Below are 22109 nucleotides of genomic sequence, written 5' to 3'. Positions count from 1 at the left end.
TGAACGAGGAGAAACATGAATGACAAACCGGCACTTTTCGAAGGCTATCAGATTCGCAGAATCTACGACGAACAGACGGAGACGTGGTATTTCTCCGTTGTGGACATTATCCGTGCCTTGCTGCAACAGCCGGACTATCAGACCGCCCGCAAGTATTGGAACAAATTGAAAGAACGCCTGAACAGAGAAGGAAGTCAAACGGTGACAGATTGTCACCAGTTGAAGCTACCAGCCGAAGACGGCAAGATGCGCCTTACCGACACAGCCTCGCCGGAAGTCTTACTCCGCTTGATCCAGTCCGTTCCTAGCCCCAAGGCCGAACCGATCAAGCTTTGGCTGGCCAGGGTAGGTTATGAGCGGATGCAGGACATGACCGATCCGGCCCGTTCGCTGGACCGGGCCAGGGAATACTGGCGGCAGCACGGCAGAAGTGAAAAGTGGATTCAGCAGCGGATGATGGGGCAGGAAACCCGCAACAAGCTGACCGACTACTGGAAAGAACATGACATCAGGAAGGAATCCGAATTTGCCATCCTGACCAACATCATTCATCAGGAATGGTCGGGCTTGACGGTGCAGGCGCACAAAGAGGTAAAAGGGCTGAATACCCAGAATCTGCGTGACCATATGAGCGAGGCAGAGTTGATCTTTACCGCCCTGGCGGAACTCTCCACCCGCCAGATTGCCGAAGTGGCCGAGGCCACCGGCATGGAGGAAAATAAGATTGCCAGCAAGAAAGGCGGAGGCATCGCCAAAAAAGCGCGTTTGGAGTTGGAGCAAAAGACCGGCAGAAGCGTTGTGACCGGGGACAATTATCTGCCGCCGAAGGCTGCTGTTATTGACAGCAACTCGAAGAAGAAGTGATCACCGAGAGGACCACTATGACCCCCAAAATCCTCATCATCGACGACGACACCTCCCTCAGGCGGGTATTGGAATACAACCTCCAGGAGGCCGGCTACCAAGTGGTTGCCGCGGCCAGCGGCGAGGAGGGGCTGAGGCTGTTCGCCGATGAAGCGCCCGCCCTGGTGATCACCGACATGAAGATGCCCGGCATGGACGGGCTCCAGGTATTGAAGGCGGTCAAGGAACGGTCGCCCGAGACCCTGGTGATGATCATCACCGCCTTCGGAACCGTGGATATCGCCGTGGAGGCCATGAAACTGGGGGCCTACGACTACATCACCAAGCCCTTCAACCGGGACGAGCTGCGGCTCACCGTGGGCAAGGCCTTGCAATTCACCGGCCTGGCCGCCGAGAACAAGCGCCTGAAGGACCAACTTGCCGACCGCTCCGACTTCCGCACCATTGTGGGGGCCTCGCGCCAGATGGAGCGGGTCTTCGACATCGTGCGCAAGGTGGCCGACAGCGAGGCGGCGGTGCTCATCACCGGCGAATCGGGCACCGGCAAGGAGTTGGTGGCCCGTTCGATCCACGCCCACAGCGGACGAAAGGATGCCCCCTTCGTGGCCATCAACTGCGCCGCCATCCCCCGCGACCTTCTGGAGAGCGAGCTGTTCGGCCACGTCAAAGGCGCATTCACCGGCGCGGTGAAGGACAAGACCGGCAGGTTCCAACTGGCCGAGGGGGGTACCCTGTTCCTGGACGAGGTGGGGGAACTCCCCCTGGAATTGCAGCCCAAGCTGCTCCGGGCCTTGCAGGAAAAGGTCGTGGAGCCGGTGGGGGGGACCAGGGCGCACAAATTGGACGTACGCCTCGTGGCCGCCACCAACCTGGACATGGAAAAGGCTTTGAGTGAGGGGACCTTCCGGGAGGACCTGTACTACCGGCTGTCGGTCATCCCGATCCACCTCCCCCCCTTGCGGGAGCGGCCGGACGACATACCGCTCCTGCTCCGCTATTTCTGCGCCAAGCACGGCAGCACCCAAGTCACGTTCGACCGCCCGGCCCTGGATACACTCGTGCACTACGGCTGGCCCGGCAATGTGCGGGAATTGGAGAACACAGTGGAACGCCTGCTGATCATGCGCAACGGGGATACCATCACCCCGGAGGATCTGCCGGACAAGATCCGCTCCGGCAACGGTGCGGCATCCACGGCAACGGCGGTGATCAACCTCCCCGCCGAGGGATATTCCCTGGAGCGGTTGGAGCACGAGGTGGTGGTGGCCGCCCTGGAGCGCAACCACTGGAACCAAACTGCCGCGGCCCGGTTCCTGCGCATCCCCCGCCATACCCTCATCTACCGCATGGAGAAGTACGGAATCGTTCCTCCGGAGAAGTAAAAACAGAATCTGTTCTCTCACCCGCTCACAGAGGCACGGAGAACATCAAAGGCCGATTGATTTTAGGGGTAAACCAAATTTCTGTGGTTTTCTTTGTGCCTTTGCGAGCTTTGCGTGAGGTAGTCTTTACGATTTTCTCTGTGCCTCTGTGTGCTCTGTGAGAAACCGTCTTTGACGTTTTCAGCCTTCCTGTTGCTGGAGAATATGCTCCCATCCCTGTAGAATATTCCACGACCTTTCACCCCGCCCTCGCTGTACATCCCGAGCAACCGTTGTATAATCGGTATATTGCACCGTTGGCACACCCTTTGTAATATCTTGTTGCATGACCACGAAACCGATACCGAGGCACCGTATGAAAACCACCATCGTTCTTCTCGCCCTGCTCGTCACCGCCACGCTTCCGGCAGGCTTCAGCCGCGCGGCCGAAACCAGGCCACCGGAGAGTCTCCCTGAACTGGTGAAAACCGCCCTGGCGAATAACCCCGAGGTCGCGGCCTCGGAGGCGTACCTCAAGATGCTGGAAAACAAGGCCAAACAGGCCGGCAGCCTGGAAGACCCCATGTTGATGCTGAAAATCCAGAACGGCGTCGTAACCGATCCTCTCAATTTCAGGCGCGACAGCATGACCCAGAAGGTCGTGGGTATCAGCCAGCAACTCCCCTGGTTCGGCAAACGCGGCCTGCGCAGCGACGTGGCGCGGCGCGAAGCCGAGGCCTCCCACTGGAACCGGAAGGAACGCATCCTGGACATCGCCCGGGGGGTCAAGGAAACCTACTACCAGATCTACTTCACCGACAAATCCCTGGAGATCCTGAACAAGAACACCCGCATCCTGGACGACTTCATCACCATCGCCCAAAACCGCTACGCGGTGGGCCAGGGGGTTCAGCAGGACATATTCAAGGCCCAGTTGGAAAAATCGAAACTGATGGACATGCGCATCACCCTGGAGCAGCAGCGGCGCAGCCTGGAGATCAGGCTGAACAACCTGCTCTACCGCCCGGTGAACACCCCCGTCGGCGCCATCCCGGACCCGCAGATCGCCCCCTTCAACCACGGCGACGCGGAACTGCTGGAACAGGCCGAGAAAAACCGCCCGCTCCTGAAGGGGATGCGGGCCCAGATCGACAAGAGCCAGGCGGCACAGGCCCTGGCCCGCAAGGAGTTCTTCCCCGATTTCACCGTCTCCTTCGAATACATGCAGCGGGAACCGGCCATGGGGAGCGACGGCTCGGACATGTACGGCCTGGGGGTCACCTTCAACCTGCCGCTGCAACGGGAGCGGCGCCACGCCATGCTGGCCGAGTCGGCCTCGGAGCAGGCCATGTCCACGGCCGAACTGAATGACGCCAAAAACAGCATCCGCAGCACCATCGCCGACCTGATCTCCCAGATGGAGCGCCGCCGGAAGCTGGCCGGTCTGTACAAGGGGGGCATCATCCCCCAGGCCGAGCAGGCCCTGGAATCGGCGGTCATCGCCTACCGGGTGGGCAAGGTTGATTTTCTGGCCCTTCTGGACAGCCGGCTGACGCTCTTCAACTACGAGCGGGACTACTACGACTCCCTGGCCGATTACCAGATCAGGCTGGCCCAGTTGGAGGCCACGGTAGGTGCCGACCTGGAAAACGGCTACACTATGGCGGATCACGACCATCATTAGGAAACACGCTGCCCTCCCTTCGCGGGCGAGGAACTCATACGAGGAAAGGTGCTCCACATGGCCTTAAACAAGAAGATAACCATCCCCCTGACCCTGGTGGTCCTGGCCATCGTCGTCGCCAGCTGGCTGTACAAGAGCGGCAAGCTGGGCAAGGTGAGCGGCTGGACCAAAAGCGACGGCACCGCCAAGCAGGAACTGAACGCCAAACCGCTCTGGACCTGCCCCATGCACCCCTTCATCATCAAGGACAAGCCCGGGGCCTGCCCGATCTGCGGCATGGAACTGATCAAGAAGCAAAACGACGCCCAGAGCGCCACCCAGACGCCGGAGCAGAAGCAGCAGGCCGCAATGATCGGCCATGTCTCCCTTTCGCCGACCCAGCGGGTGATGGCCAACGTGGCCACGGTGGAGGTGAAGCAGGAGGATCTGAACAAGGAGATCAACGCCGTGGGCATCGTGCAGTACGACCAGTCGCGCCAGGCCAAGGTCACGGCCTGGATCGCCGGGCGCATCGACAAGCTGCACGTGGGCGCGGTGGGCGCCTACGTCGGCAGGAACAGGCCGGTGGCCGAGGTCTATTCCCCCGATCTGCTGGCCTCCCAGCAGGAGTACCTCCTGGCGGTGAAAAGCCGCGACCAGTTGAAGAACTCGCCCATCCCCTCCATCTCCCAGAACGGTGACGGGCTGGTGCAGTCGGCCAAACAGCGTCTGATGCTGTTCGGGGTCAAGGAGAGCCAGATCGCCGAGTTGGAACGGGCCGGCAAACCCAACATCCGCCTGCCGATCTACACGCCCCTGTCCGGCGTGGTCATCGAAAAGATGGTGCAGCAGGGGCAGTACGTCAACACCGGCGACGTGCTGTTCAACATCGCCGACCTCTCCCGGGTCTGGGTCGAGATTGAGGTCTACGAGAACGAATTCCCCAACATCAAGATCGGCCAGCGGGTGGAGATCCAGTCCCAGTCCTTCCCCGGCAAGCCCTTCAGCGGCAGGATCGCCTTCATCTATCCCTTCCTGGACCCCAAGACCAGGACGGTCAAGGCGCGGGTGGAGATGGCCAACCCGGGCATGAAGCTCAAGCCTGACATGTTCGTGCGGGCGTCGATCAAGATAGGGTTGGGCAAGGCCATCGTCGTGCCGGTCACGGCGGTGATGGATACGGGCAAGCGCCAGGTGGCGTGGATCGAGACCTCCCCCGGCATGTTCGAGCCGCGGGACGTACAGCTCGGTCAGCGCACCGACGACCGGGTGCAGGTCCTCTCCGGCCTCAAACCGGGGGACAAGGTGGCGGTTTCCGGCGCCTACCTCATCGACTCCGAATCCCAGCTCAAGGGGGGCGGCGGTCATGAGACCATGCCCGGCATGAAGATGGACGACAAGAAACCGGCACCGACAGCACCGGCTCCGGCCAAGAAGGATTCTCTGAAGATGGATGATATGAAGATGTGATGTGAATTCAATCTTGCCACGGAGCCACAGAGGCACGGAGAAAATCAGGAGCGAGACAATCAATATGAAACGACCCAAAAGGTTTTGTTTTTCTCTCTGTACCTCTGTGTCTCTGCGCCTCTGTGGCAGAAGATAAGGTTTTCTCCCTATGATCGAAAAAGTCATCGAATACTCCGCCAAAAACCGCGTCATCGTCCTGATGATCTTTGCCCTGATCGTAGCCTTCGGCATCTGGTCGGTGTACAGGACCCCGGTGGACGCCATCCCTGACCTGTCCGACAACCAGGTGATCGTGTTCACCGATTACCCCGGCCGCTCGCCCCAGGTGGTGGAGGACCAGGTCACCTACCCCCTGGCGGTCAACCTCCAGGGGCTGCCCCAGGTCAAGGCCGTGCGCGCCTCGTCGGCCTTCGGCTTTTCCATGATCTACGTGATCTTCGAAGACAAGGCGGACATCTACTGGGCCCGCACCCGGGTCCTGGAGCGGCTCAACTACGCCGCCTCCCTGCTCCCTCCCGGCGTGGTGCCGACCCTGGGGCCGGACGGCACCGGGGTCGGGCACGTGTTCTGGTACACCATCGAGGGGAAAGGGTACGACCTGGAACAGTTGCGCACCCTGCAGGACTGGTTCGTGCGCTACCAGTTGAACACCGTCCAGGGGGTGGCCGAGGTGGCCTCCATCGGCGGCTACGTGCGGGAGTATCAGATCGATCTGGACCCCAACAAGCTGTTCGCCTACAACATCAAGGTGGGCAAGGTGATGGAGGCGGTCAAGGCCTCCAACAAGGACGTGGGGGGGCGGCTCATCGAGCAGGCCGACGCCGAGTACCTGATCCGGGGGCGCGGCTATGTCCAGTCCAAGGCCGACCTGGAGAACATCGTGGTGGGCGCCGACATGCGCGGCACGCCGATCTACGTCAAGAACCTGGGCACGGTCCAGATGGGGGGCGCCATCCGGCGCGGCATGCTGGACATGAACGGCGAAGGTGAGGCCGTGGGCGGCATCGTGGTCATGCGCTACGGCGAGAACGCCAAGGACGTCATCGACCGGGTCAAGGTCAAGATCAAGGACCTGGAAAAGGGACTGCCGCCGGGCGTGAAGATCATGGTCTCCTATGACCGATCCGACCTGATCGAGCGGGCCATCGACACCCTGAAAAAGGCCCTGACCGAGGAGTCGGTGGTGGTCTCCCTGGTGATTCTGGTATTCCTGCTCCACTTCCAGAGCGCCCTGGTGATCGTCCTGACCCTCCCCATCGCGGTATTGATCTCCTTCATCACCATGAAGTTCATGGGGGTCAGTTCCAACATCATGTCCCTGGGGGGGATCGCCATCGCCATCGGCGTCCTGGTGGATGCCGGGGTCATCATGGTGGAGAACTGCTACCGCCACCTGTCGGAGATGCCGCCGGAGGAGCGCAAGGAGAAGCGCCTTGAGGTGATCATCGCCAGCGCCAAGCAGGTGGGAAGGGCAATCTTCTTCTCCCTGGCGATCATCGTGCTCTCCTTTGTGCCGGTCTTCCTACTGGAGGGCCAGGAGGGGAAGATGTTCCACCCCCTGGCCTTCACCAAGACCTTCTCCATGGTCGGTTCGGCCCTGATCGCCATCACCCTGGTGCCGGTGCTGATGTACTACTTCATGCGGGGCAAGATGCCGCCGGAGAGCTCCAACCCGGTATCCACGTTCTTCATCAAACTCTACTCCCCGGTAATCCGCTGGGTGCTGAAATGGAAGAAGACCACCATCGCCCTCAACCTGGTGGCGCTGGGGATCGCCGTCCCCATGTTCATGCACCTGGGGAGCGAGTTCATGCCGCCTTTGGATGAGGGGTCGCTGCTCTACATGCCGGTCACCCTGCCCAACGTCTCCATCACCGAGGCCAAACGCATCATCCAGGTGCAGGATGCCATCATCAAGAGCGTGCCCGAGGTGCAGCATGTCCTGGGCAAGGTCGGCCGCGCCGAGACCTCCACCGACCCGGCGCCGGTCTCCATGTTCGAGAGCATCATCATCCTGAAGCCCAAGGAGCAGTGGCGGCCGGGGATGAAAAAGGCCGACATCGTGGCCGAACTGGACGGCAAGCTCCAGCAGATCGGTGTGCGCAACGGCTGGACCCAGCCGATCATCAACCGCATCAACATGCTCTCCACCGGGGTACGCACCGACCTGGGGGTCAAGATTTTCGGCTCCGACCTGAACGTGCTCAAAGATCTGGCCGTGCAGGCCGAGGGGATTCTGAAAACCGTGCCGGGTGCGGCGGACGTGGTGGCCGAGCGGGTCACCGGCGGCAATTACCTGGACATCGACATCGACCGGGAGGCGGCGGCCCGCTACGGCGTCAACGTTGCCGACGTCCAGGATGTCATCGAGACCGCCCTGGGGGGCGCCACCCTCTCCACCACGGTGGAGGGGAGGAACCGCTTCCCCATCCGCATCCGCTACGAGCGGGACTACCGGGACAGCATCCCGGCCATCCGCCAGATCCTGGTGGGGAGCGCCGACGGCGCCCAGGTCCCCCTGGCCCTGGTGACCAAGCTCAAAGTCTCCACCGGCGCCCCAGAGATCAACAGCGAAGGGGGCCTGTTGCGCTCCATCGTGTTCCTCAACGTGCGCGGCCGGGACATGGGCGGGTTCGTCAACGAGGCTAAGCAGACGCTGGAGAAACAGCTCAAGCTGCCGGCCGGCTACTATGTGGCCTGGTCCGGGCAGTGGGAGAACCAGGTGCGGGCCAAGGCACGCCTCCAGGTGCTGATACCCATGGGGATGGTTATCATCTTCATTCTGCTCTACTTCACCTTCCACTCGGCCCTGGAGGCCAGCATGGTCATGCTCTCGGTCCCCTTTGCCCTGGTGGGGGGTGTCTACCTGGTGGCGGCCCTGGGATACAACCTGTCGGTGGCGGTGTGGGTCGGCTTCATCGCCCTGTACGGCATCGCCGTGGAGACCGGGGTGGTGATGGTCATCTACCTGCATGAGGCCTTGGACAAGAAGCTGATCAACGGCCCCTGCACAGAGCAGGACATCTACGACGCCACCTTCGAGGGCGCCGTGCTCCGCCTGCGGCCCAAGCTCATGACCGTGGCCGTGGCCCTCATCGGCCTGGTGCCGATCATGTGGTCCTCCGGCACCGGGGCCGACATGATGAAGCCGATCGCCGCCCCCATGATCGGCGGCATGATCTCCTCGGCGGTGCACGTGCTCATCATGACGCCGGTGATCTTCGTGCTCATGAAAAAGCGGGAGTTACGGAAGGGGACGCTGAAGTATTCGGGGATGAAACATTAGACGGGCGCGCCTTTTCCGCGATATCCGCGTCAGGCTTCACCATGCTCTTGTGCGGCGTAGCGCTGCTACGCCTCCGCGGCATGGCTTGCCTTCCTTGATCTCACGAAAAAATCGCACCCGTCAGGAGAAACCCGGTGAATCCGGTAACAACAAAAAGGAGAGAACAACGATGAAAAAACAACTACTGATGATTGCGGCAGCAACACTGGCTTTCTCGGCACCGGCGGCCTTTGCGGCCGACCACGAAGGTCATGACCACGGTTCCATGGACATGGGGCACGGCGACCACTCCATGATGCAGATGGGGGCTGCGGCGCACCAGGAGGTGATCGACGGCGTCAAGGCCACCTTCAAGGTCATGAGCATGAAGGAACACATGAAGGGCATGGACATGCCCAAGGGGATGAAGGAAACCCACCACCTCATGGTGGAGTTCAAGGATGCCAAGAGCGGCAAGGCCCTGACCACGGGCGAAGTGAAGAGCAAGGTGATCGGGCCGGACAAGGCCGAGCAGACCAAGGACCTGATGGGCATGCAGGGGCATTTCGGCGCCGACTTCGACCTTTCCAAGAAGGGGAAATACGGTGTGATGTGCAAATTCAAGCTGGCTGACGGCAAGGTGCGCAGCGCCAAATTCTGGTACACGGTGAAGTAGGGCACAATACCGGCACCGATAGGCGCCCCGGACAAAACAGGCAGCCGATGCATTGCGTAATCGGCTGCCTGTTTTGTTTCAGAACACCGGCATGTGCCTACTCTATGGCCGTGACAGGGGCCAGTCGTTCCTCTACCCGCGCCATGCGGTTTCCCAGCTTGGCCAGTGTCTTGCGCATCTCCGGCAGATAGGGGAATATGGCGGCGGACTTGAGCCGCGCCTGGTGAGGCATGGCCGGGGTGCCGCTCAATACCGCCCCTGCCGCCACATCGCCGAATACGCCCGACTGGCCGGAGATCATGGCGTTGTCGCCGATCACGGTATGATCGACGATGGCCACCTGGCCGCCGAGGGTGACGTGCCTGCCCAAGCGGGCGCTCCCAGCTATGCCGGCCTGGGCGACGATGATGCAATCCTCGCCGATATCGCAGTTGTGGGCCACCTGCACCAGGTTGTCGATCTTGGTGCCGCGCCCGATGCGGGTGGTCTCCAGGGCGGCCCGGTCAACGGTTGCGTTGGCCCCGATCTCCACATCGTCCTCGATGACCACGTTGCCGATCTGGGGGATCTTGAACCACCCCTTCCCGTTGGGGGCATAGCCGAAACCGTCTCCACCGATGACGGTGCCGTTGTGGATGGTAACGCGGCTCCCGAGGCGGCACCCCTCGCGCACGGATACGCCGGAATGCAGGGTCACATCGTCCCCCAGCACCACCCCCTCGTAGAGCGATACATTCCCGTGGATGGTTACCCGGTCGCCGATCCGCACCCCGTCGGCGATGCAGGCGCCGGGGTAGATGGAGGCATCCTTGCCGATGACCACGTCCCGCCCCACGAAAGCCCCCTCCATGACCCCCCTGGCGCTGCGCGGCCGGGAGGTGAAGAGCGTCAGCAGCATGGCGAACGCAAGGTACGGATTATCCACCACGATGGCGTTGCGGCCGAAGGTCTCGGCCGTGGGAGGCATGACGATCGCCGCGGCGCGGGTCGTCCCGACCTTGGCGCCATAGCGGGGGTTGGCCAGAAAGGTGATCTGCCCCTCCACCGCGTTGTCCAGCGTCCCAAGCCCCGTGATGGCGACAGCCGGGTCGCCCTTAACCTGGCCGCCGAGATACTCGGCCAGTTCCTGCAGGGTTTTACTCACGTCACATTCCGTTCCCGGCGAAGACGCAGAGAGGAGTCCGCCACATTTATTGATGGTGCTGCACGCAGCATAGCACATAGCTGTCATCCTGTAATTGCGTTTACGCGTTACAATTAAGGAAATAGGACTAGATGCCGGCGCAGCTTCCGGCTGCCGGGCAAAATCACCTCTTGAATCAAAAACAATCGCTGCTATCATAGGGGACACCATGCTTTTTCCGGGAGGCTCCCCATGCGTTATGCCCTCATCCCTTTTTTTCTGCTGCCGCTGCTGCTCGCCGGCTGCGCCTTCGTCAACGTGCCGCTGATCTCGCCCCCCAGCCCCCTGGCCGAACAGGTCCTGGAAGGTGACGGGGCCAAGAAGATCCTGCTGCTGGATATCAGCGGCACCATTTCGGAGCAGGAGAAGTCGGGAGGCCTGCTGGGACGCGCCGCCCCCTCCCTGGTGTCCCTAGTCCGCGAATCGCTGCACAAGGCGGAGCAGGACAAGGAGATCGCCGGCGTCATCCTGCGCATCAACTCGCCCGGCGGCACCGTGACCGCCAGCGACATCATCCGCCACGACATCATGGAGTTCAAGAAACGCCGGAACGTCCCGGTGCAGGCCTGCATCGTGGCCACCGGCGCGTCGGGGGGGTATTACGTGGCCACGGCGGCCGACGGGATCACGGCGCACCCCACGGCCATCACCGGCAGCATCGGCGTGATCCTCGTGAAGTTCAACGTGGAGGGGCTGATGGGCAAGATCGGGGTGGAGGAGCAGACCGTCAAGTCCGGGGACAAGAAGGACATCATGTCCCCCTTCCGCAAGGCCACGCCGGAAGAGGTGAAGCTGGGGCAGGAGATCATTGACCAACTCTACGGACGTTTTCTGGATGTGATCATGGAGCGGCCCGGCAACAGCCTGACGCGGGACGAACTGCGCAAGCTGGCCGACGGGCGGGTCTATACCGCGGGCCAGGCGCTGGAGGCGAAACTCATTGACCGGATCGGCTACCTGGACGACGTCATCGCCCGGATGCGCACGGCCGCGGGGGACGGCAAGGCCCGGGTGGTGAGCTATTACCGCCCCGGCAGCTACAAGGGGAGCATCTATGCCGGCGCGGCCGAAAAGGAAGGGCTGGCCGAGGCGCTGGGCGGCTTCGACGCTTTGGGGAGCAGCAGCTTCATGTACCTGTGGCGCCCGTAGGGGCGCATTGCATGCGCCCTGATTCCTGATTGGGCGAACAGCAGTTCGCCCCTACGGATTCTGATTCACAGCGGCCCACCTTACCCCCGTGCCACCCCCACGAAGTTCTCCAGCAGGCGCCGGGCGGTGGCGGCATAGGCGGTATCCGCCCGCCAGGCGGCCACCAGTTCGTCGGCGCGTTCCCTTGTGGCCGGGTCCCAGGCGCACCAGGCGCGGATGATCTCTTCGGTCACCTCGGGGTGGAACTGGGTGCCCCAGGCGCACGACCCGACGCGGAAGGCCTGGTGCGGACAGGCCGGGGAAGCGGCCAGCAGGACCCCGTCGGCGGGGAGATCGAAGCTGTCGTGGTGCCACTGGAAGGTGCCGATCCGGGGGGCGAGCCCCGCAAAGAGCCGGTCCTCCCTCCCCTCCTTCGTTAGCTCCACCTCCAGGGTTCCCAACTCCTCCCAGCGGTTGGAGACTACCCCACCCCCCACGGCCGCCGCCAGCAATTGCCCCCCCAGGCAGATTCCCAGGTAGGGAACGCGGCGGGCCACCATCTCACGGATGAATCCCTTGACCTGCATGAGAAAGGGGTGGCGCTGATCGTCGTTGGCGCACATGGCGCCCCCCAGGACGATGACCCCCCGGGTATCCTCCGGCGCGGGCAACGGCTCGTTGCGGTAGGCGTGGCAGACCCCGGCCGCGATACCCATAGACCGGAGGTGTTCAGTGATGTTTCCCGGCGGGACCTCCGGGTCGTTCTGGATGATGTGGAACACGCAAGCACCTCATTTCAGCGGATAGTCGGACATGCGGACGAAACGGAAACCGCGGCGCAGCAACTCCGGGACCGCCGCCATGATCCCGGCTCCGGTGCCGCTCTCCGGGTGGTTCATGTGGCAGATGATGACGTCCCCGGGGGCGGCCTTCACCAGCGCCGCCGTCACCTTGGGGGCGCTGTAGGTCGCCCCGGCATCCCCCAGGATGCTGAAACCGGCCACCTCATGCCCCAGGGCGCCTGCGACCTCAACCGCCACCTCGTCGTAATAGGCCGTACCCGAGCGGTAGAGCCGGGGCCGTTTCCCGGTGATCGCCTCGATCTTCCGGGCGTTCCGTTCGATCTCCTCCACCAGTTCCCCTGCATCCTTCGTGCCCTGGATGCCGTACACCGAGCGACCGGCCACCGAGGCCGGCTTGTGCCACATGCCGTGGTTTGCTATCTCGAACAGGGGGTTGGCGGCCAGGCGTTTGAACAGCTCCGGGTTGGCGTCGATCCAGCGGGCATTGATGAAAAGGGTGGCAGGTATCCGCTCCTGCGCCAAAAAATCCATCAGTTTGGCATCCACCCCTTTGCCTTTGCCGCTGCCGCAGGCGTCCAGGGTCAGGGCGACCACCTTGTCCCGGGTATCCAGCCGGGTGCGTACGCCGCTGACCGTCTCGCCCCACTGGAGCGGTTTGCGACCGGAGAAGCGGCCACTCACCTCCTGTTTAATGGTATCGAGGAGGGGCGCAGGCTCCGTCGCCGTTACCGACACGGCCCACACCAGCAGCAGCGACACGACCAGAGAAACCACCCTCACCTTCCCGAACAACGACATCACCATGCAATCCTCCCGTGATTCATTTGTGCCTCCTGACCCCCAGCAGCCGCGCCGCCACCATGGCGATCCCCGCCGCGGTGATGCTCAACATGGCCCCCATCTTGGCCGCCCCCTGGAGTGCGGGATCGGCGAAGGCCTCTCCCGCCACGAACAGGGCCACGGTGAAACCGGTGCCGGCGATGATGCCGGCCACCAGGAGGTCGCTGCGGTACATCCCCCGGGGCAGGCCGAAGCCGAACCGGGCCGCCAGCCAGCCAAAGCCGAAGATGCCCAGGGTCTTGCCGCAGACAAGGGCCGCCAGGACCAGCCAGGTGGCGGTCCCCAGGCTGGAGAACCCGACCCCGGCATTGGCCAGCCCGAACAGGAACATCCCCACGTCCACCACCGCTTTCCATTCGTGCTCGAACCGGGAGAGGGGCGAGCGGTCGCCCGGGTCCTCCTCGAAGAGCAGCTTGGTCTCGCGGCGGCGGTGGGGGAGGAAGGGGACGATGAACACCAGGGCCAGGGCCGGATGGAGATGGGCGTGGTGCAGTCCGCTCCAGCTCAGGGCGCCGCCGCAGATCACGGCGGGCCAGTAGCTTGCGACCCTGAGGCGGCGCAGGGCGTAGGCCACCAGCATCCCCAGGGCGGTGAGCAGCAGCCAGAGCGGCGCCACCGGGTGGCTGGGATCGGGGTAGAAGATAGCGATGATGGCCAGCCCCACCGCGTCGTCGGCCACAGCCAAAAGGAGCAGATAGGAAACCGCCGGATGTGCTGCGCCGAAGGCGGCGCGGGCGACCAGCCAGGCCAGGGCGATGTCCGTGGCGGTGGGAATGCCCCAGCCGTTGCGCAGTTCCGGGCCGCCCGCCAGGGCGTTCAGCCCCAGGTAGACCGCCACCGGTCCCAGCACGCCCCCCAGGGTGCCCAGAAGCGGGTTGACGGCCCGGGAGGGGGGATTGAGGGCGCCCCCCGGCAGGCAGCTCTGGGTGATCTCCACCGCGGCGATGCCGAAGAACAACACCATGAACAGTTCGTTGGTGATGAAGTGGAAGGAGAGCCCCCCCACCAGCGGTTGTTTCAGGAAGGTGTGATACCCGGCCGGGTCGAGGTTGGCCCAGGCAAGGGCTACCGCCACGCCGGTGAGCATGGGCACGGAAAATTCGAGCAGCAGGTTGATGCGTCGTTTCATGGGGCGGTCCCTGTGCCGTGCCCGCGGGGTATCCCGCTTGGGCACGCGTTCGTTCCGGTATAAAATAGCCGCCCATGCACCGGCCTGTCAAACGTTTCCCCGCAATATTATTGCTTTCGGCTCGCTTTTCGGATAGGTTTACCCTGTACTCGGCCGCACCATTCACCGGGCGACCGGCATGCCGCAGAAGCCCAACGACACCCCCCGGAGGCGTAGCGATGCAAAGCATACCCCGTATTTTCCCCCTGGTGGCGCTATCCTGCATACTGACGGCCGCCCCCGCCTGCGCCGACGAGACGGCCACGGCGCAAGACGCCGGCCAAAAGGATATCTGCCTGATCCATCCCGAAAAATGCGCCAATTACGTGGATTCCATCCAACAGCGGATGGAGCGGTTGAAAACCGAGATCGCCAAGGGAACGGCGGTCTATACCGAGGAGGAGTTGTCGAGGCTCCGGCAGCAGTTGACGGATGCGAACAGGATATGGCTCAATATTAAGGGCGACCGGCCGACGCTCGGCAATTGACCACAACCGGACGTTCAAACGAAAGAGGAAACGTGTCAAGACACCTGCCAAAAATGCTCTACGCCGATGAAAAAGGCACCATCTACGACCATCCCGAACTGTGCATGGCCGGGATGAACGGCACCGTGCCGGTGCTGCCCGAGGATGTGGAGTTGATCCCGCTGCCCGAGGACAGCCGGCTCTTTACCATGCCCGCCATGCCGCCCATCGCCTGGGACGAGCGGGAAAAGGGCTTCGTCACCCTGGACAGCGTCCGGGAGGGGAAACGGCAGCGACGCATCCAGGCGGTGTCGGCCTTCATGGCGCCCGGCTACGTGCGCACCCTGCTGCCCGCCTGCGACTACTCGCGCAAGACGGTCCAACTGCCACTCTGGTCCTACACCGCCGTGGGGTGGGACGAGGAGCGGGACTGTTTCGTGGTGGCCGCGTCCAAGGTGGACGGCAACAGCAACTGGAACCCGGTCAACTACGACGACCGCACCCTGGACCCGCTGGTGCGCCAACGGCTGGCGGAGATGCCGGGCAACCGCCTGCTGGAGCAATTGTCCCGCTGCGCCGTGGACTATCACTGCTTTGCCGCGAAAAACCTTTTCTACCGCCGCTGGGAGGCGCCGCTGCCCACCTCGCCAGTGTGCAACTCGGCCTGCCTGGGGTGCATCAGCCTGCAGCCGTCCGAATGCTGCCCGGCCAACCACGAGCGCATCGGCTTTGTGCCGACCCCGGAGGAGATCTGTCAGATCGCCCTCCCCCATCTGGAACAGGCCGAACAGGCCATCGTCTCCTACGGCCAGGGGTGCGAGGGAGACCCGATCCTCCAGGCCGACACCATCGCCGAGGCGACAAAGCGCATGAAGAAGGCCACCAGCCGCGGCACGGTCAACTTCAACTCCAACGGCTCCATCCCGGAGCGGGTGGAGCTTCTGTGCGACGCGGGCATGGACTCCTTCCGCTTCTCCATGAACTCGGTGCGGGAAGAGTTGTACAACCGCTACTACCGTCCCAAAGGGTATACCTTCGCCGACGTGCTCCGCTCCGTGGCCATCGCCAAGCAGGCGGGCCGTTTCACCATGATCAACTACCTGGTCTCCCCCGGCGTCAGCGACGCCCCGGAGGAGGTGGAGGCGCTGCTGCGCTTCGTGGGCGACACCGGCATCGACATGATCCAGATGCGCAACCTGTCCATCGACCCGGATTTTTACAACCAGGAGATGGGGGTAGAGGGCAAGGGGATCGGCATGTACCGGCTCTTGGAGCGGTTGAAACAGGAGTTTCCCAAATTGCAGTTCGGCTATTACAACAGGACCAGGGAGAATTTCTTTCCCGAGGGGTATGAGCAGGGGTGGCCGATCAAGGGATAGGGGAAAGGCTCATCCCGGCAAGCGGGACATTCAGCCCAGGGCGTTTCCTTGCGGCAGGGGAATGGAGAAAATCAATGGTTCAAAAGTTTTTTTTGCTGTTGCCTGTTCTCAGTCTTGTCGTTCTGTCTTCTGTCATGAGTGCCTGCGTTTACGACCCAAGGACAGAAGAGGAAAAGTTCAAAGATAGATTGGCAACAGAGAGATTTGAGATGCAACTTCGAACCGATCAGGAGAAAAAGGATTGGAGCGAGTACAAAAAACAATGGGACAACGATCCCCCGGCTTCGTCGGGAAAGCCCCGTTATAAATTTTTTTGATTCAAAATAGTGCTATGGCTCTCTGAATATAAACAAATGACTTTACTTATCATGGATGTCCCCGGAACTCCCCCTTTTAGGTTCTGAACCTTTTGCACAGCCTCCGTCCGGCACTGAATGTAACGAGACCCAACACTAACGGCGCAAGGAATTTGGGCCAGTCGATATTGTCGAGAACCATCTCAAACGGTTCTTTCACTTTATTGTATTGTGACATATTCCAGAGCGTGAGCATTGGAATAACAATGTTCAACAGGATCAATATAAAAGAAGTACCGAGGAAGGTCACAGGAGCGATAACTACTGCAATTGCAACAGCCAAGATTGTGGAAAACCAATCGACATAGAGAGGCCAACCAAATAAGACCGGTAGCACGCCTCCTAAAATCGTAATCAAAGCATAGCCTCCCAAAGCCCTTTTCCAATTGCGCTCATCCTTGCTTCTCAAAAAGTGGTCAAACAGCGGCGGGAAAGATATACACAGCAAGAGAACTACCAAACTCCCATAAACAGCTATCATTTTCCCTCACATCCAATAAGAGTCACAAGGGCCAGAACCCTATTCTCCACAAAAAGGCAAATCCATGAGGGTCGGGTCTACATTCTACACAAAATGTAGAATGTAGACCCGACCCCAGGTAAACTTCCTTGATTAAGACCTTTGCCGACAAAGCAACCGAACGGTTCTTTGAATCCGGGAAGTCGAAAAGGCTACCGCCAGGCATTGTCACCCGGGGATACTCAAAGGGTCGCGTCTACATTTTTCATTTAATATCGAATGTAGACCTGAGCCTGATCCTCACGTTCCTCTTCCTCAATTTAAATCGCTAAAGGGGTCTTTTCCAAAGAATTTTGTGTATTGTTCGACGGCGGGAGAAGCAAGGGGGTCAAAGCTCCAAATATCAAATTTGAATTTTGGAAACCGACCCCTCCCGCCTTTCACAGAAATTGCCTGGCGCGGCAACAGCGCGGAGAGAATCCGTGACAAGAATTTTACTTGCCGAGTGTAAACATTTTGTTTATACTGCATCCATGATTAAGACCTTTGCCGACAAAGCAACCGAACGGTTCTTTGAATCCGGGAAGTCGAAAAGGCTACCGCCAGGCATTGTCACCCGTGCGGCCATGCGGTTGAACCAGCTCGACAATGCCACGGTGGTCGAGGACTTACGGATGCCGCCGTCAAACCACCTTGAAACGCTTTCGGGAGACAGAAAAGGTCAGTGGAGCGTCAAGATAAACGACCAATGGCGGGTATGTTTCACCTTCGCCGAGGGTCATGCGTATGACGTAGAGATCACCGATTATCACTAGCAGGTTGTTGAAAAACTATTGCGGAGAGCCGTCTGCGGCGTTGCGCGGTACTCGCGACCTCGGCTGACTTATTGTCACGCCTCGGCCGCTCCGTTCCGGGCGCCTGGCATACGGCCTTCCTCATGACGTTTTTCAACAACCTGTAGAACTGGAGAACTGGCATGGCAACAAAGAACGGGCTTCCGGCCATCCACCCCGGAGAATATTTGAAAGAAATCCTTGAAGAGCTTGGGCTATCGCAAAATGCCTTTGCCAACTCCATCGGCGTCTCCGCCATGAGGATTTCCCATGTCATTCATGGCAAGCGCCCGGTGACTGCCGAACTGGCCGTGTTGTTCGGCAAAGCGTTCGGCCAGACGCCGCAGTACTGGATGAACCTCCAGACGAGCTACGATCTGAAAATCACGGAGAAGATCATGGCGCACCGGGTCAGGCAGATACGCCCGATTGCGCTGGCCGCGTGATCAAGCAGCTTATGGAGAGGTAAGGGGGCCAAAGCTCCAAATAGTAGATTTGAGACGAACACCACAACACGCCTCTCGCCCTTCTACACCCAGCAGAACCCAATTTCAACGTAAAATCAGAGTGTTAAAAAAATTACCATAAAAATGCCAATCCCCTATTCCATTGAAATCAAACAATAAAAGGCTCACGAACTTCACCCGGCCACCCACCATTGCATCATTTTGACACAAAAAAAACCCGGAAAATATCCGGGCTTGTGGGTGCCTTTTTCAAAAATGCCGCAGGGTCCATCCCTCTCAGGCAATAGTATGCCGAATATCCTTCCCCTTGACCATGAAGATCACCATCTCGGCGATGTTGGTGGCGTGGTCGGCGATGCGCTCCAGGGACTTGGCCACGTAGTTGAGCTTGATGGACCGTGAGATGGCGTTGGGATCGCCGATCATGAAGGTCAACAACTCCCGCTGGATCTGTTCGTTGATGTCGTCCACGAAATTGTCGTCGTTGCAGACCTTGATGGCCAACTCGTCGTCGCCGCGCACAAAGGCGTCCAGGGACTCCTTGATCATCACCTCGGTCCAGTGGGCCATGCGGGGGATGTCGATGTACGGCTTGAGCGGCGGCTCCTCGTTCAGCTCCTTGACCCGCTTGGCGATGTTGGTGCACTGGTCGCCGATCCGTTCCAGGTCGGTGACGATCTTGAGGGCAAGGGTGATGAAACGCAGGTCGCGGGCCGCAGGCTGGCGCAGCGCCAGGAGTTCCAGACAGCGCTCGTCTATCATGACCTCCAGGTGGTTCACCTCGTGGTCCATGGCGATGATCCGGTCGGCCAGGGGGGTATCCCGCTCCACGAGCGCCTTGACGGAGCCGGAGATCATCATCTCCACCTTGCCCCCCATGGCAAGCAGCATGGTGCGCAGTTCGTCCAACTCTGCGTCGAATGTTGCACTGAAGTGTTCACGTTCCATATATCGTCATCCTTTCAATCCCGGCAACCGGTTTCGTGTGTTTTTGTCCATCGGGCTCCGGTCGATCCGTTAGCCGAATCTCCCCGTGATATAGTCCTCGGTCTGCTTCTTCTCGGGGTTGGTGAAGACCTTGCGGGTCTCGCCGATCTCCACCAGTTCGCCCAGGTAGAAGAAAGCCGTCACGTCCGACACCCGCGCCGCCTGCTGCATGTTGTGGGTGACGATGACGATGGTGTACTTGGATTTCAGCTCCTCGATCAACTCCTCGATCTTGAGGGTCGAGATCGGGTCCAGGGCCGAGGCCGGTTCGTCCATGAGGATCACCTCCGGCTTGACGGCGATGGTCCGGGCGATGCAGAGGCGCTGCTGCTGCCCGCCGGACAACTCCACGGCCCCGGTGCGCAGACGGTCCTTCACCTCGTCCCACAGGGCCACACGCTTCAGGCTCGACTCCACGATCTCGTCCGCATCCCCCTTCTTCAGCACGCCGTTCAGCTTGTAGCCGGCGATCACGTTGTCGTAGATGGACATGGCCGGAAAGGGGTTGGGCTTCTGAAAGACCATGCCGACCCGGCGGCGGATCGTGACCGGGTCCACGCCGCGGCCGTAGATGTCGGTGTCGTCCAGCATGATGGTGCCGGTCACCCGGGCGGAGGGGGTCAGGTCGTGCATCCGGTTGATGCTGCGCAACACCGTGGATTTGCCGCAGCCGGACGGGCCGATGATGGCGGTCACGCTGTTCTCGGCGACCTCCATGGCGACACTTTTGACGGCATGGTTTTCACCGAAATGGATGTTGAGATCTTGTATGGCTAGTTTGCGGTTCATGAAATGCCCCTTCAGGAATGTTTGCTTCTGCCGAGCCAGCGGGCGGCCAGGCTCAGGCCGAACATCAGCACCACCAGCACCAGGGCGCCGGCCCAGGCCAGGCGGTGCCAATCCTCGTACGGCGAGATGGCGAAGTTGAAGATCTGCAGCGGCAGCGCAGCCATGGGTTCGGTGAGTTTTTTGCTCCAGAACTGGTTGCCCAGGGCCGTAAAGAGCAGAGGCGCCGTTTCCCCGGCCACCCGGGCGATGGCCAGGAGGATGCCGGTGATGACGCCGGTCAGGGCGCTCCTCAGGGTGACCTTGATGCTGGTGCGCCACAGGGGCACGCCCAGGGCCAGGGACGCCTCACGCAGGGTGGCCGGCACCATCTTGAGCTGTTCCTCGGTGGTGCGCAGCACGATGGGGATCATGATGAGCGACAGGGCGAAGGAACCGGCCAGGGCGGAAAAGCCCTTGAGCGGCACCACCAGCATGCTGTAGGCCACCATGCCGGTGATGATGGAGGGGATGCCGGACAGGACGTCGGCGCAGAAGCGGATCGCGGTGGAGAGCTTGCCGGTGCCGTATTCCGTCAGGTAGACCGCGCCGAAGATGCCGATGGGGAGCCCCACCAGCGACGCCATGCCGATCATGATGGCCGAGCCGGCGATACCGTTGGCCATGCCGCCCCCCGCTTCGCCGGTCGGCTTGGGGATCTGGGTAAAGAAGTCCAGGGAGATGGAACTGATGCCCATCTTGACGATATGGTAGAAGATGATGATGAGCGGCAAGAGCACCAGGAGCGTGGCCGCTCCCATCAGCAGAGTGGCGGTCAGGTTGGCCGTGCGGCGCAGGGCAATGGAACGCAGGATCATGCCACGCCTCCTTTCCACTTGCGGGTGACGCTCCAGAGCAGCATGCGTGCCAGGAAGTTGATCACCAGGGTCACGAACAGGAGGATCAGGCCGATTTCCATCAACGCCGAAGCATGCATCTTGGTGGTGGTTTCGGCGAATTCGTTGGCAATGACGCTGGGCATGGTGTAGGCCGGCGACAAAAGCGACAGGGAGATCTTGGGGGTGTTGCCGATCACCATGGTGACCGCCATGGTCTCGCCGATGGCCCGGCCGAGGCCGAGGATCACCGCTCCCAGGATGCCGGAGCGGCCGTAGGGGAGCACGGACATGCGGATCATCTCCCAGCGGGTCGCCCCCAGGGCGACGGCCGCCTCCTTCTGGCTCGCCGGCACCGCCATCAGGACCTCCTTGGTGATGGAGGTGATGATCGGCACGATCATGATCATCAGGATGAAGACGGCGGCCAGCATGCTGACCCCGTAGGGTGCCCCCTGGAAAAAGGGGAGAAAGCCGAAGTGATCGACGAGAAACGGCTGGATCGTGCTCTGGAGCCAGGGGGTCATGACCAGGATGCCCCACAGGCCGTAGATGACGCTGGGGATGGCGGCCAGGAGTTCCACCAGGGCGGCGGTGGCGGCGCCGATCTTGCGGGGCGCCAGTTCGGTGATGAACAGGGCGGTGCCGATGCTCAGCGGGGTGGCCAGGAGGATCGCCAGGATGGAGGAGACCACGGAGCCGTAAAGGTAGGGGAGCGAGGCGAACTCCTCCTGGACGGCGTCCCAGGTGCTGCCGCCGATGAAGCCCCAGCCGAAACGTTTGATGGCCGGCAGGCTCTCCTTCACCATCTCGGCGGTCATGAGCAGCAGGATGACGATGATGCTGCAGGCGAGGAGCAGGGTGAAGCCCCGGAAGATGGCGTCCCCCTTGATGCCGTGTGCGCTGTTCTGCATGTCTGGTTCCTATCTTTTTACTCGTCTCTATCTGTTTGGATCCTATCAAGATCATGTTACGGACATGTTACAAGGCAGGAACTATCCGGCAACATTATCAAGTTTGTAACATGTCGCCGTTTTGTCAAATTGCGGGGGGCGGCCGGGGAGCCGTGCTTTTTGGC

Annotated in this window: 21 protein-coding genes; 12 read left to right on the top strand and 9 right to left on the bottom strand. The window is 61.2% G+C overall.

Annotated elements, in window-relative coordinates; all coding sequences use genetic code 11:
* The first annotated feature begins 15 nt into the window (after nt 1-15).
* From FO488_RS02765 to FO488_RS02740, 6 genes are all read left to right on the top strand, one after another.
* Nucleotides 16-864, top strand: coding sequence for a Bro-N domain-containing protein (locus FO488_RS02765; RefSeq protein ID WP_149209130.1), 849 nt, complete (start codon nt 16-18; stop codon nt 862-864).
* Between the two features lie 17 nt (nt 865-881).
* Entirely contained in the window at nt 882-2246 is a 1365-nt protein-coding gene (locus FO488_RS02760; RefSeq protein ID WP_149209129.1) for a sigma-54 dependent transcriptional regulator, read from the top strand.
* A gap of 355 nt (nt 2247-2601) precedes the next feature.
* Nucleotides 2602-3909 (top strand): TolC family protein, encoded by a 1308-nt coding sequence (locus FO488_RS02755; RefSeq protein WP_149209128.1) that lies wholly within the window; start codon nt 2602-2604, stop codon nt 3907-3909.
* Between the two features lie 57 nt (nt 3910-3966).
* Nucleotides 3967-5358: an efflux RND transporter periplasmic adaptor subunit gene (locus tag FO488_RS02750; protein ID WP_149209127.1), complete on the top strand. Its 1392-nt coding sequence runs from the start codon at nt 3967-3969 to the stop codon at nt 5356-5358.
* Nucleotides 5359-5506: 148 nt separating this feature from the next.
* Nucleotides 5507-8644, top strand: coding sequence for an efflux RND transporter permease subunit (locus FO488_RS02745; RefSeq protein WP_149209126.1), 3138 nt, complete (start codon nt 5507-5509; stop codon nt 8642-8644).
* A gap of 169 nt (nt 8645-8813) precedes the next feature.
* Nucleotides 8814-9299, top strand: coding sequence for a hypothetical protein (locus tag FO488_RS02740; RefSeq protein WP_149209125.1), 486 nt, complete (start codon nt 8814-8816; stop codon nt 9297-9299).
* A gap of 97 nt (nt 9300-9396) precedes the next feature.
* Here FO488_RS02740 and lpxD read toward each other — a convergent pair whose 3' ends face one another.
* Nucleotides 9397-10443 carry a UDP-3-O-(3-hydroxymyristoyl)glucosamine N-acyltransferase gene (gene lpxD, locus FO488_RS02735; RefSeq protein WP_240732146.1) on the bottom strand — a complete coding sequence of 349 codons (1047 nt, stop codon included), beginning with the start codon at nt 10441-10443 and terminating at the stop codon, nt 9397-9399.
* 231 nt (nt 10444-10674) lie between these two features.
* On the opposite strand from lpxD, the gene sppA reads away from it, so the two are divergent.
* Complete coding sequence (gene sppA, locus FO488_RS02730) at nt 10675-11631, top strand: signal peptide peptidase SppA (protein WP_149209123.1); 957 nt, start codon at nt 10675-10677, stop codon at nt 11629-11631.
* 80 nt (nt 11632-11711) lie between these two features.
* Here the strand turns inward: sppA and FO488_RS02725 are convergent, their stop codons facing one another.
* The 3 genes from FO488_RS02725 to FO488_RS02715 are packed head-to-tail and all read right to left on the bottom strand — an operon-like array spanning nt 11712 to nt 14382.
* Nucleotides 11712-12392: a type 1 glutamine amidotransferase gene (locus FO488_RS02725; RefSeq protein ID WP_149209122.1), complete on the bottom strand. Its 681-nt coding sequence runs from the start codon at nt 12390-12392 to the stop codon at nt 11712-11714.
* 9 nt (nt 12393-12401) lie between these two features.
* Nucleotides 12402-13217, bottom strand: coding sequence for a polysaccharide deacetylase family protein (locus tag FO488_RS02720; RefSeq protein ID WP_240732144.1), 816 nt, complete (start codon nt 13215-13217; stop codon nt 12402-12404).
* Between the two features lie 16 nt (nt 13218-13233).
* Entirely contained in the window at nt 13234-14382 is a 1149-nt protein-coding gene (locus FO488_RS02715; protein ID WP_149209121.1) for a Na+/H+ antiporter NhaA, read from the bottom strand.
* Between the two features lie 218 nt (nt 14383-14600).
* Here FO488_RS02715 and FO488_RS02710 point away from each other — a divergent pair, with 218 nt between their 5' ends.
* The 3 genes from FO488_RS02710 to FO488_RS02700 are packed head-to-tail and all read left to right on the top strand — an operon-like array spanning nt 14601 to nt 16584.
* Nucleotides 14601-14909, top strand: a complete 309-nt coding sequence (locus tag FO488_RS02710) for a hypothetical protein (RefSeq protein ID WP_149209120.1) — start codon at nt 14601-14603, stop codon at nt 14907-14909.
* Nucleotides 14910-14962: 53 nt separating this feature from the next.
* Nucleotides 14963-16267: a radical SAM protein gene (locus tag FO488_RS02705; protein WP_149212054.1), complete on the top strand. Its 1305-nt coding sequence runs from the start codon at nt 14963-14965 to the stop codon at nt 16265-16267.
* Nucleotides 16249-16584 (top strand): hypothetical protein, encoded by a 336-nt coding sequence (locus tag FO488_RS02700; protein WP_149209119.1) that lies wholly within the window; start codon nt 16249-16251, stop codon nt 16582-16584. Before FO488_RS02705 ends, FO488_RS02700 begins: the two co-directional genes overlap by 19 nt.
* 76 nt (nt 16585-16660) lie before the next feature.
* Here FO488_RS02700 and FO488_RS02695 read toward each other — a convergent pair whose 3' ends face one another.
* Complete coding sequence (locus tag FO488_RS02695; RefSeq protein WP_149209118.1) at nt 16661-17083, bottom strand: hypothetical protein; 423 nt, start codon at nt 17081-17083, stop codon at nt 16661-16663.
* Nucleotides 17084-17616: 533 nt separating this feature from the next.
* On the opposite strand from FO488_RS02695, the gene FO488_RS02690 reads away from it, so the two are divergent.
* Together FO488_RS02690 and FO488_RS02685 are read left to right on the top strand one after the other, a co-directional pair.
* On the top strand, nt 17617-17898 hold the full coding sequence (locus tag FO488_RS02690) for a type II toxin-antitoxin system RelE/ParE family toxin (protein WP_149212053.1): 282 nt from the start codon (nt 17617-17619) through the stop codon (nt 17896-17898).
* Nucleotides 17899-18059: 161 nt separating this feature from the next.
* Nucleotides 18060-18362, top strand: coding sequence for a HigA family addiction module antitoxin (locus FO488_RS02685; protein ID WP_149209117.1), 303 nt, complete (start codon nt 18060-18062; stop codon nt 18360-18362).
* Nucleotides 18363-18659: 297 nt separating this feature from the next.
* Here FO488_RS02685 and phoU read toward each other — a convergent pair whose 3' ends face one another.
* The 4 genes from phoU to pstC all read right to left on the bottom strand — a co-directional run bounded on the left by phoU (nt 18660) and on the right by pstC (nt 21945).
* Nucleotides 18660-19331 carry a phosphate signaling complex protein PhoU gene (phoU, locus tag FO488_RS02680; protein WP_149209116.1) on the bottom strand — a complete coding sequence of 224 codons (672 nt, stop codon included), beginning with the start codon at nt 19329-19331 and terminating at the stop codon, nt 18660-18662.
* Nucleotides 19332-19400: 69 nt separating this feature from the next.
* A complete protein-coding gene (pstB, locus tag FO488_RS02675) occupies nt 19401-20159 on the bottom strand; it encodes a phosphate ABC transporter ATP-binding protein PstB (protein ID WP_149209115.1) in 759 nt (252 codons plus the stop codon).
* 11 nt (nt 20160-20170) lie between these two features.
* Nucleotides 20171-21013, bottom strand: coding sequence for a phosphate ABC transporter permease PstA (gene pstA, locus FO488_RS02670; protein WP_149209114.1), 843 nt, complete (start codon nt 21011-21013; stop codon nt 20171-20173).
* Nucleotides 21010-21945, bottom strand: a complete 936-nt coding sequence (gene pstC, locus FO488_RS02665) for a phosphate ABC transporter permease subunit PstC (RefSeq protein WP_149209113.1) — start codon at nt 21943-21945, stop codon at nt 21010-21012. Before pstC ends, pstA begins: the two co-directional genes overlap by 4 nt.
* Nucleotides 21946-22109: the final 164 nt, after the last annotated feature.

This window comes from Geobacter sp. FeAm09 (genome assembly GCF_008330225.1).
Classification (GTDB): Bacteria; Desulfobacterota; Desulfuromonadia; order Geobacterales; family Pseudopelobacteraceae; genus Oryzomonas.
Note: the sequence above shows the minus strand (reverse complement) of the source record. Positions and strands in the feature narration are given on the sequence as shown.

Coding starts and splice junctions, on each gene's coding strand:
- FO488_RS02765 (WP_149209130.1), top strand. CDS start 16: ATGAATGACAAACCGGCACTTTTCGAAGGCTATCAGATTCGCAGAATC.
- FO488_RS02760 (WP_149209129.1), top strand. CDS start 882: ATGACCCCCAAAATCCTCATCATCGACGACGACACCTCCCTCAGGCGG.
- FO488_RS02755 (WP_149209128.1), top strand. CDS start 2,602: ATGAAAACCACCATCGTTCTTCTCGCCCTGCTCGTCACCGCCACGCTT.
- FO488_RS02750 (WP_149209127.1), top strand. CDS start 3,967: ATGGCCTTAAACAAGAAGATAACCATCCCCCTGACCCTGGTGGTCCTG.
- FO488_RS02745 (WP_149209126.1), top strand. CDS start 5,507: ATGATCGAAAAAGTCATCGAATACTCCGCCAAAAACCGCGTCATCGTC.
- FO488_RS02740 (WP_149209125.1), top strand. CDS start 8,814: ATGAAAAAACAACTACTGATGATTGCGGCAGCAACACTGGCTTTCTCG.
- sppA (WP_149209123.1), top strand. CDS start 10,675: ATGCGTTATGCCCTCATCCCTTTTTTTCTGCTGCCGCTGCTGCTCGCC.
- FO488_RS02720 (WP_240732144.1), bottom strand. CDS start 13,217: ATGGTGATGTCGTTGTTCGGGAAGGTGAGGGTGGTTTCTCTGGTCGTG.
- FO488_RS02715 (WP_149209121.1), bottom strand. CDS start 14,382: ATGAAACGACGCATCAACCTGCTGCTCGAATTTTCCGTGCCCATGCTC.
- FO488_RS02710 (WP_149209120.1), top strand. CDS start 14,601: ATGCAAAGCATACCCCGTATTTTCCCCCTGGTGGCGCTATCCTGCATA.
- FO488_RS02705 (WP_149212054.1), top strand. CDS start 14,963: ATGCTCTACGCCGATGAAAAAGGCACCATCTACGACCATCCCGAACTG.
- FO488_RS02690 (WP_149212053.1), top strand. CDS start 17,617: ATGATTAAGACCTTTGCCGACAAAGCAACCGAACGGTTCTTTGAATCC.
- FO488_RS02685 (WP_149209117.1), top strand. CDS start 18,060: ATGGCAACAAAGAACGGGCTTCCGGCCATCCACCCCGGAGAATATTTG.
- phoU (WP_149209116.1), bottom strand. CDS start 19,331: ATGGAACGTGAACACTTCAGTGCAACATTCGACGCAGAGTTGGACGAA.
- pstB (WP_149209115.1), bottom strand. CDS start 20,159: ATGAACCGCAAACTAGCCATACAAGATCTCAACATCCATTTCGGTGAA.
- pstA (WP_149209114.1), bottom strand. CDS start 21,013: ATGATCCTGCGTTCCATTGCCCTGCGCCGCACGGCCAACCTGACCGCC.
- pstC (WP_149209113.1), bottom strand. CDS start 21,945: ATGCAGAACAGCGCACACGGCATCAAGGGGGACGCCATCTTCCGGGGC.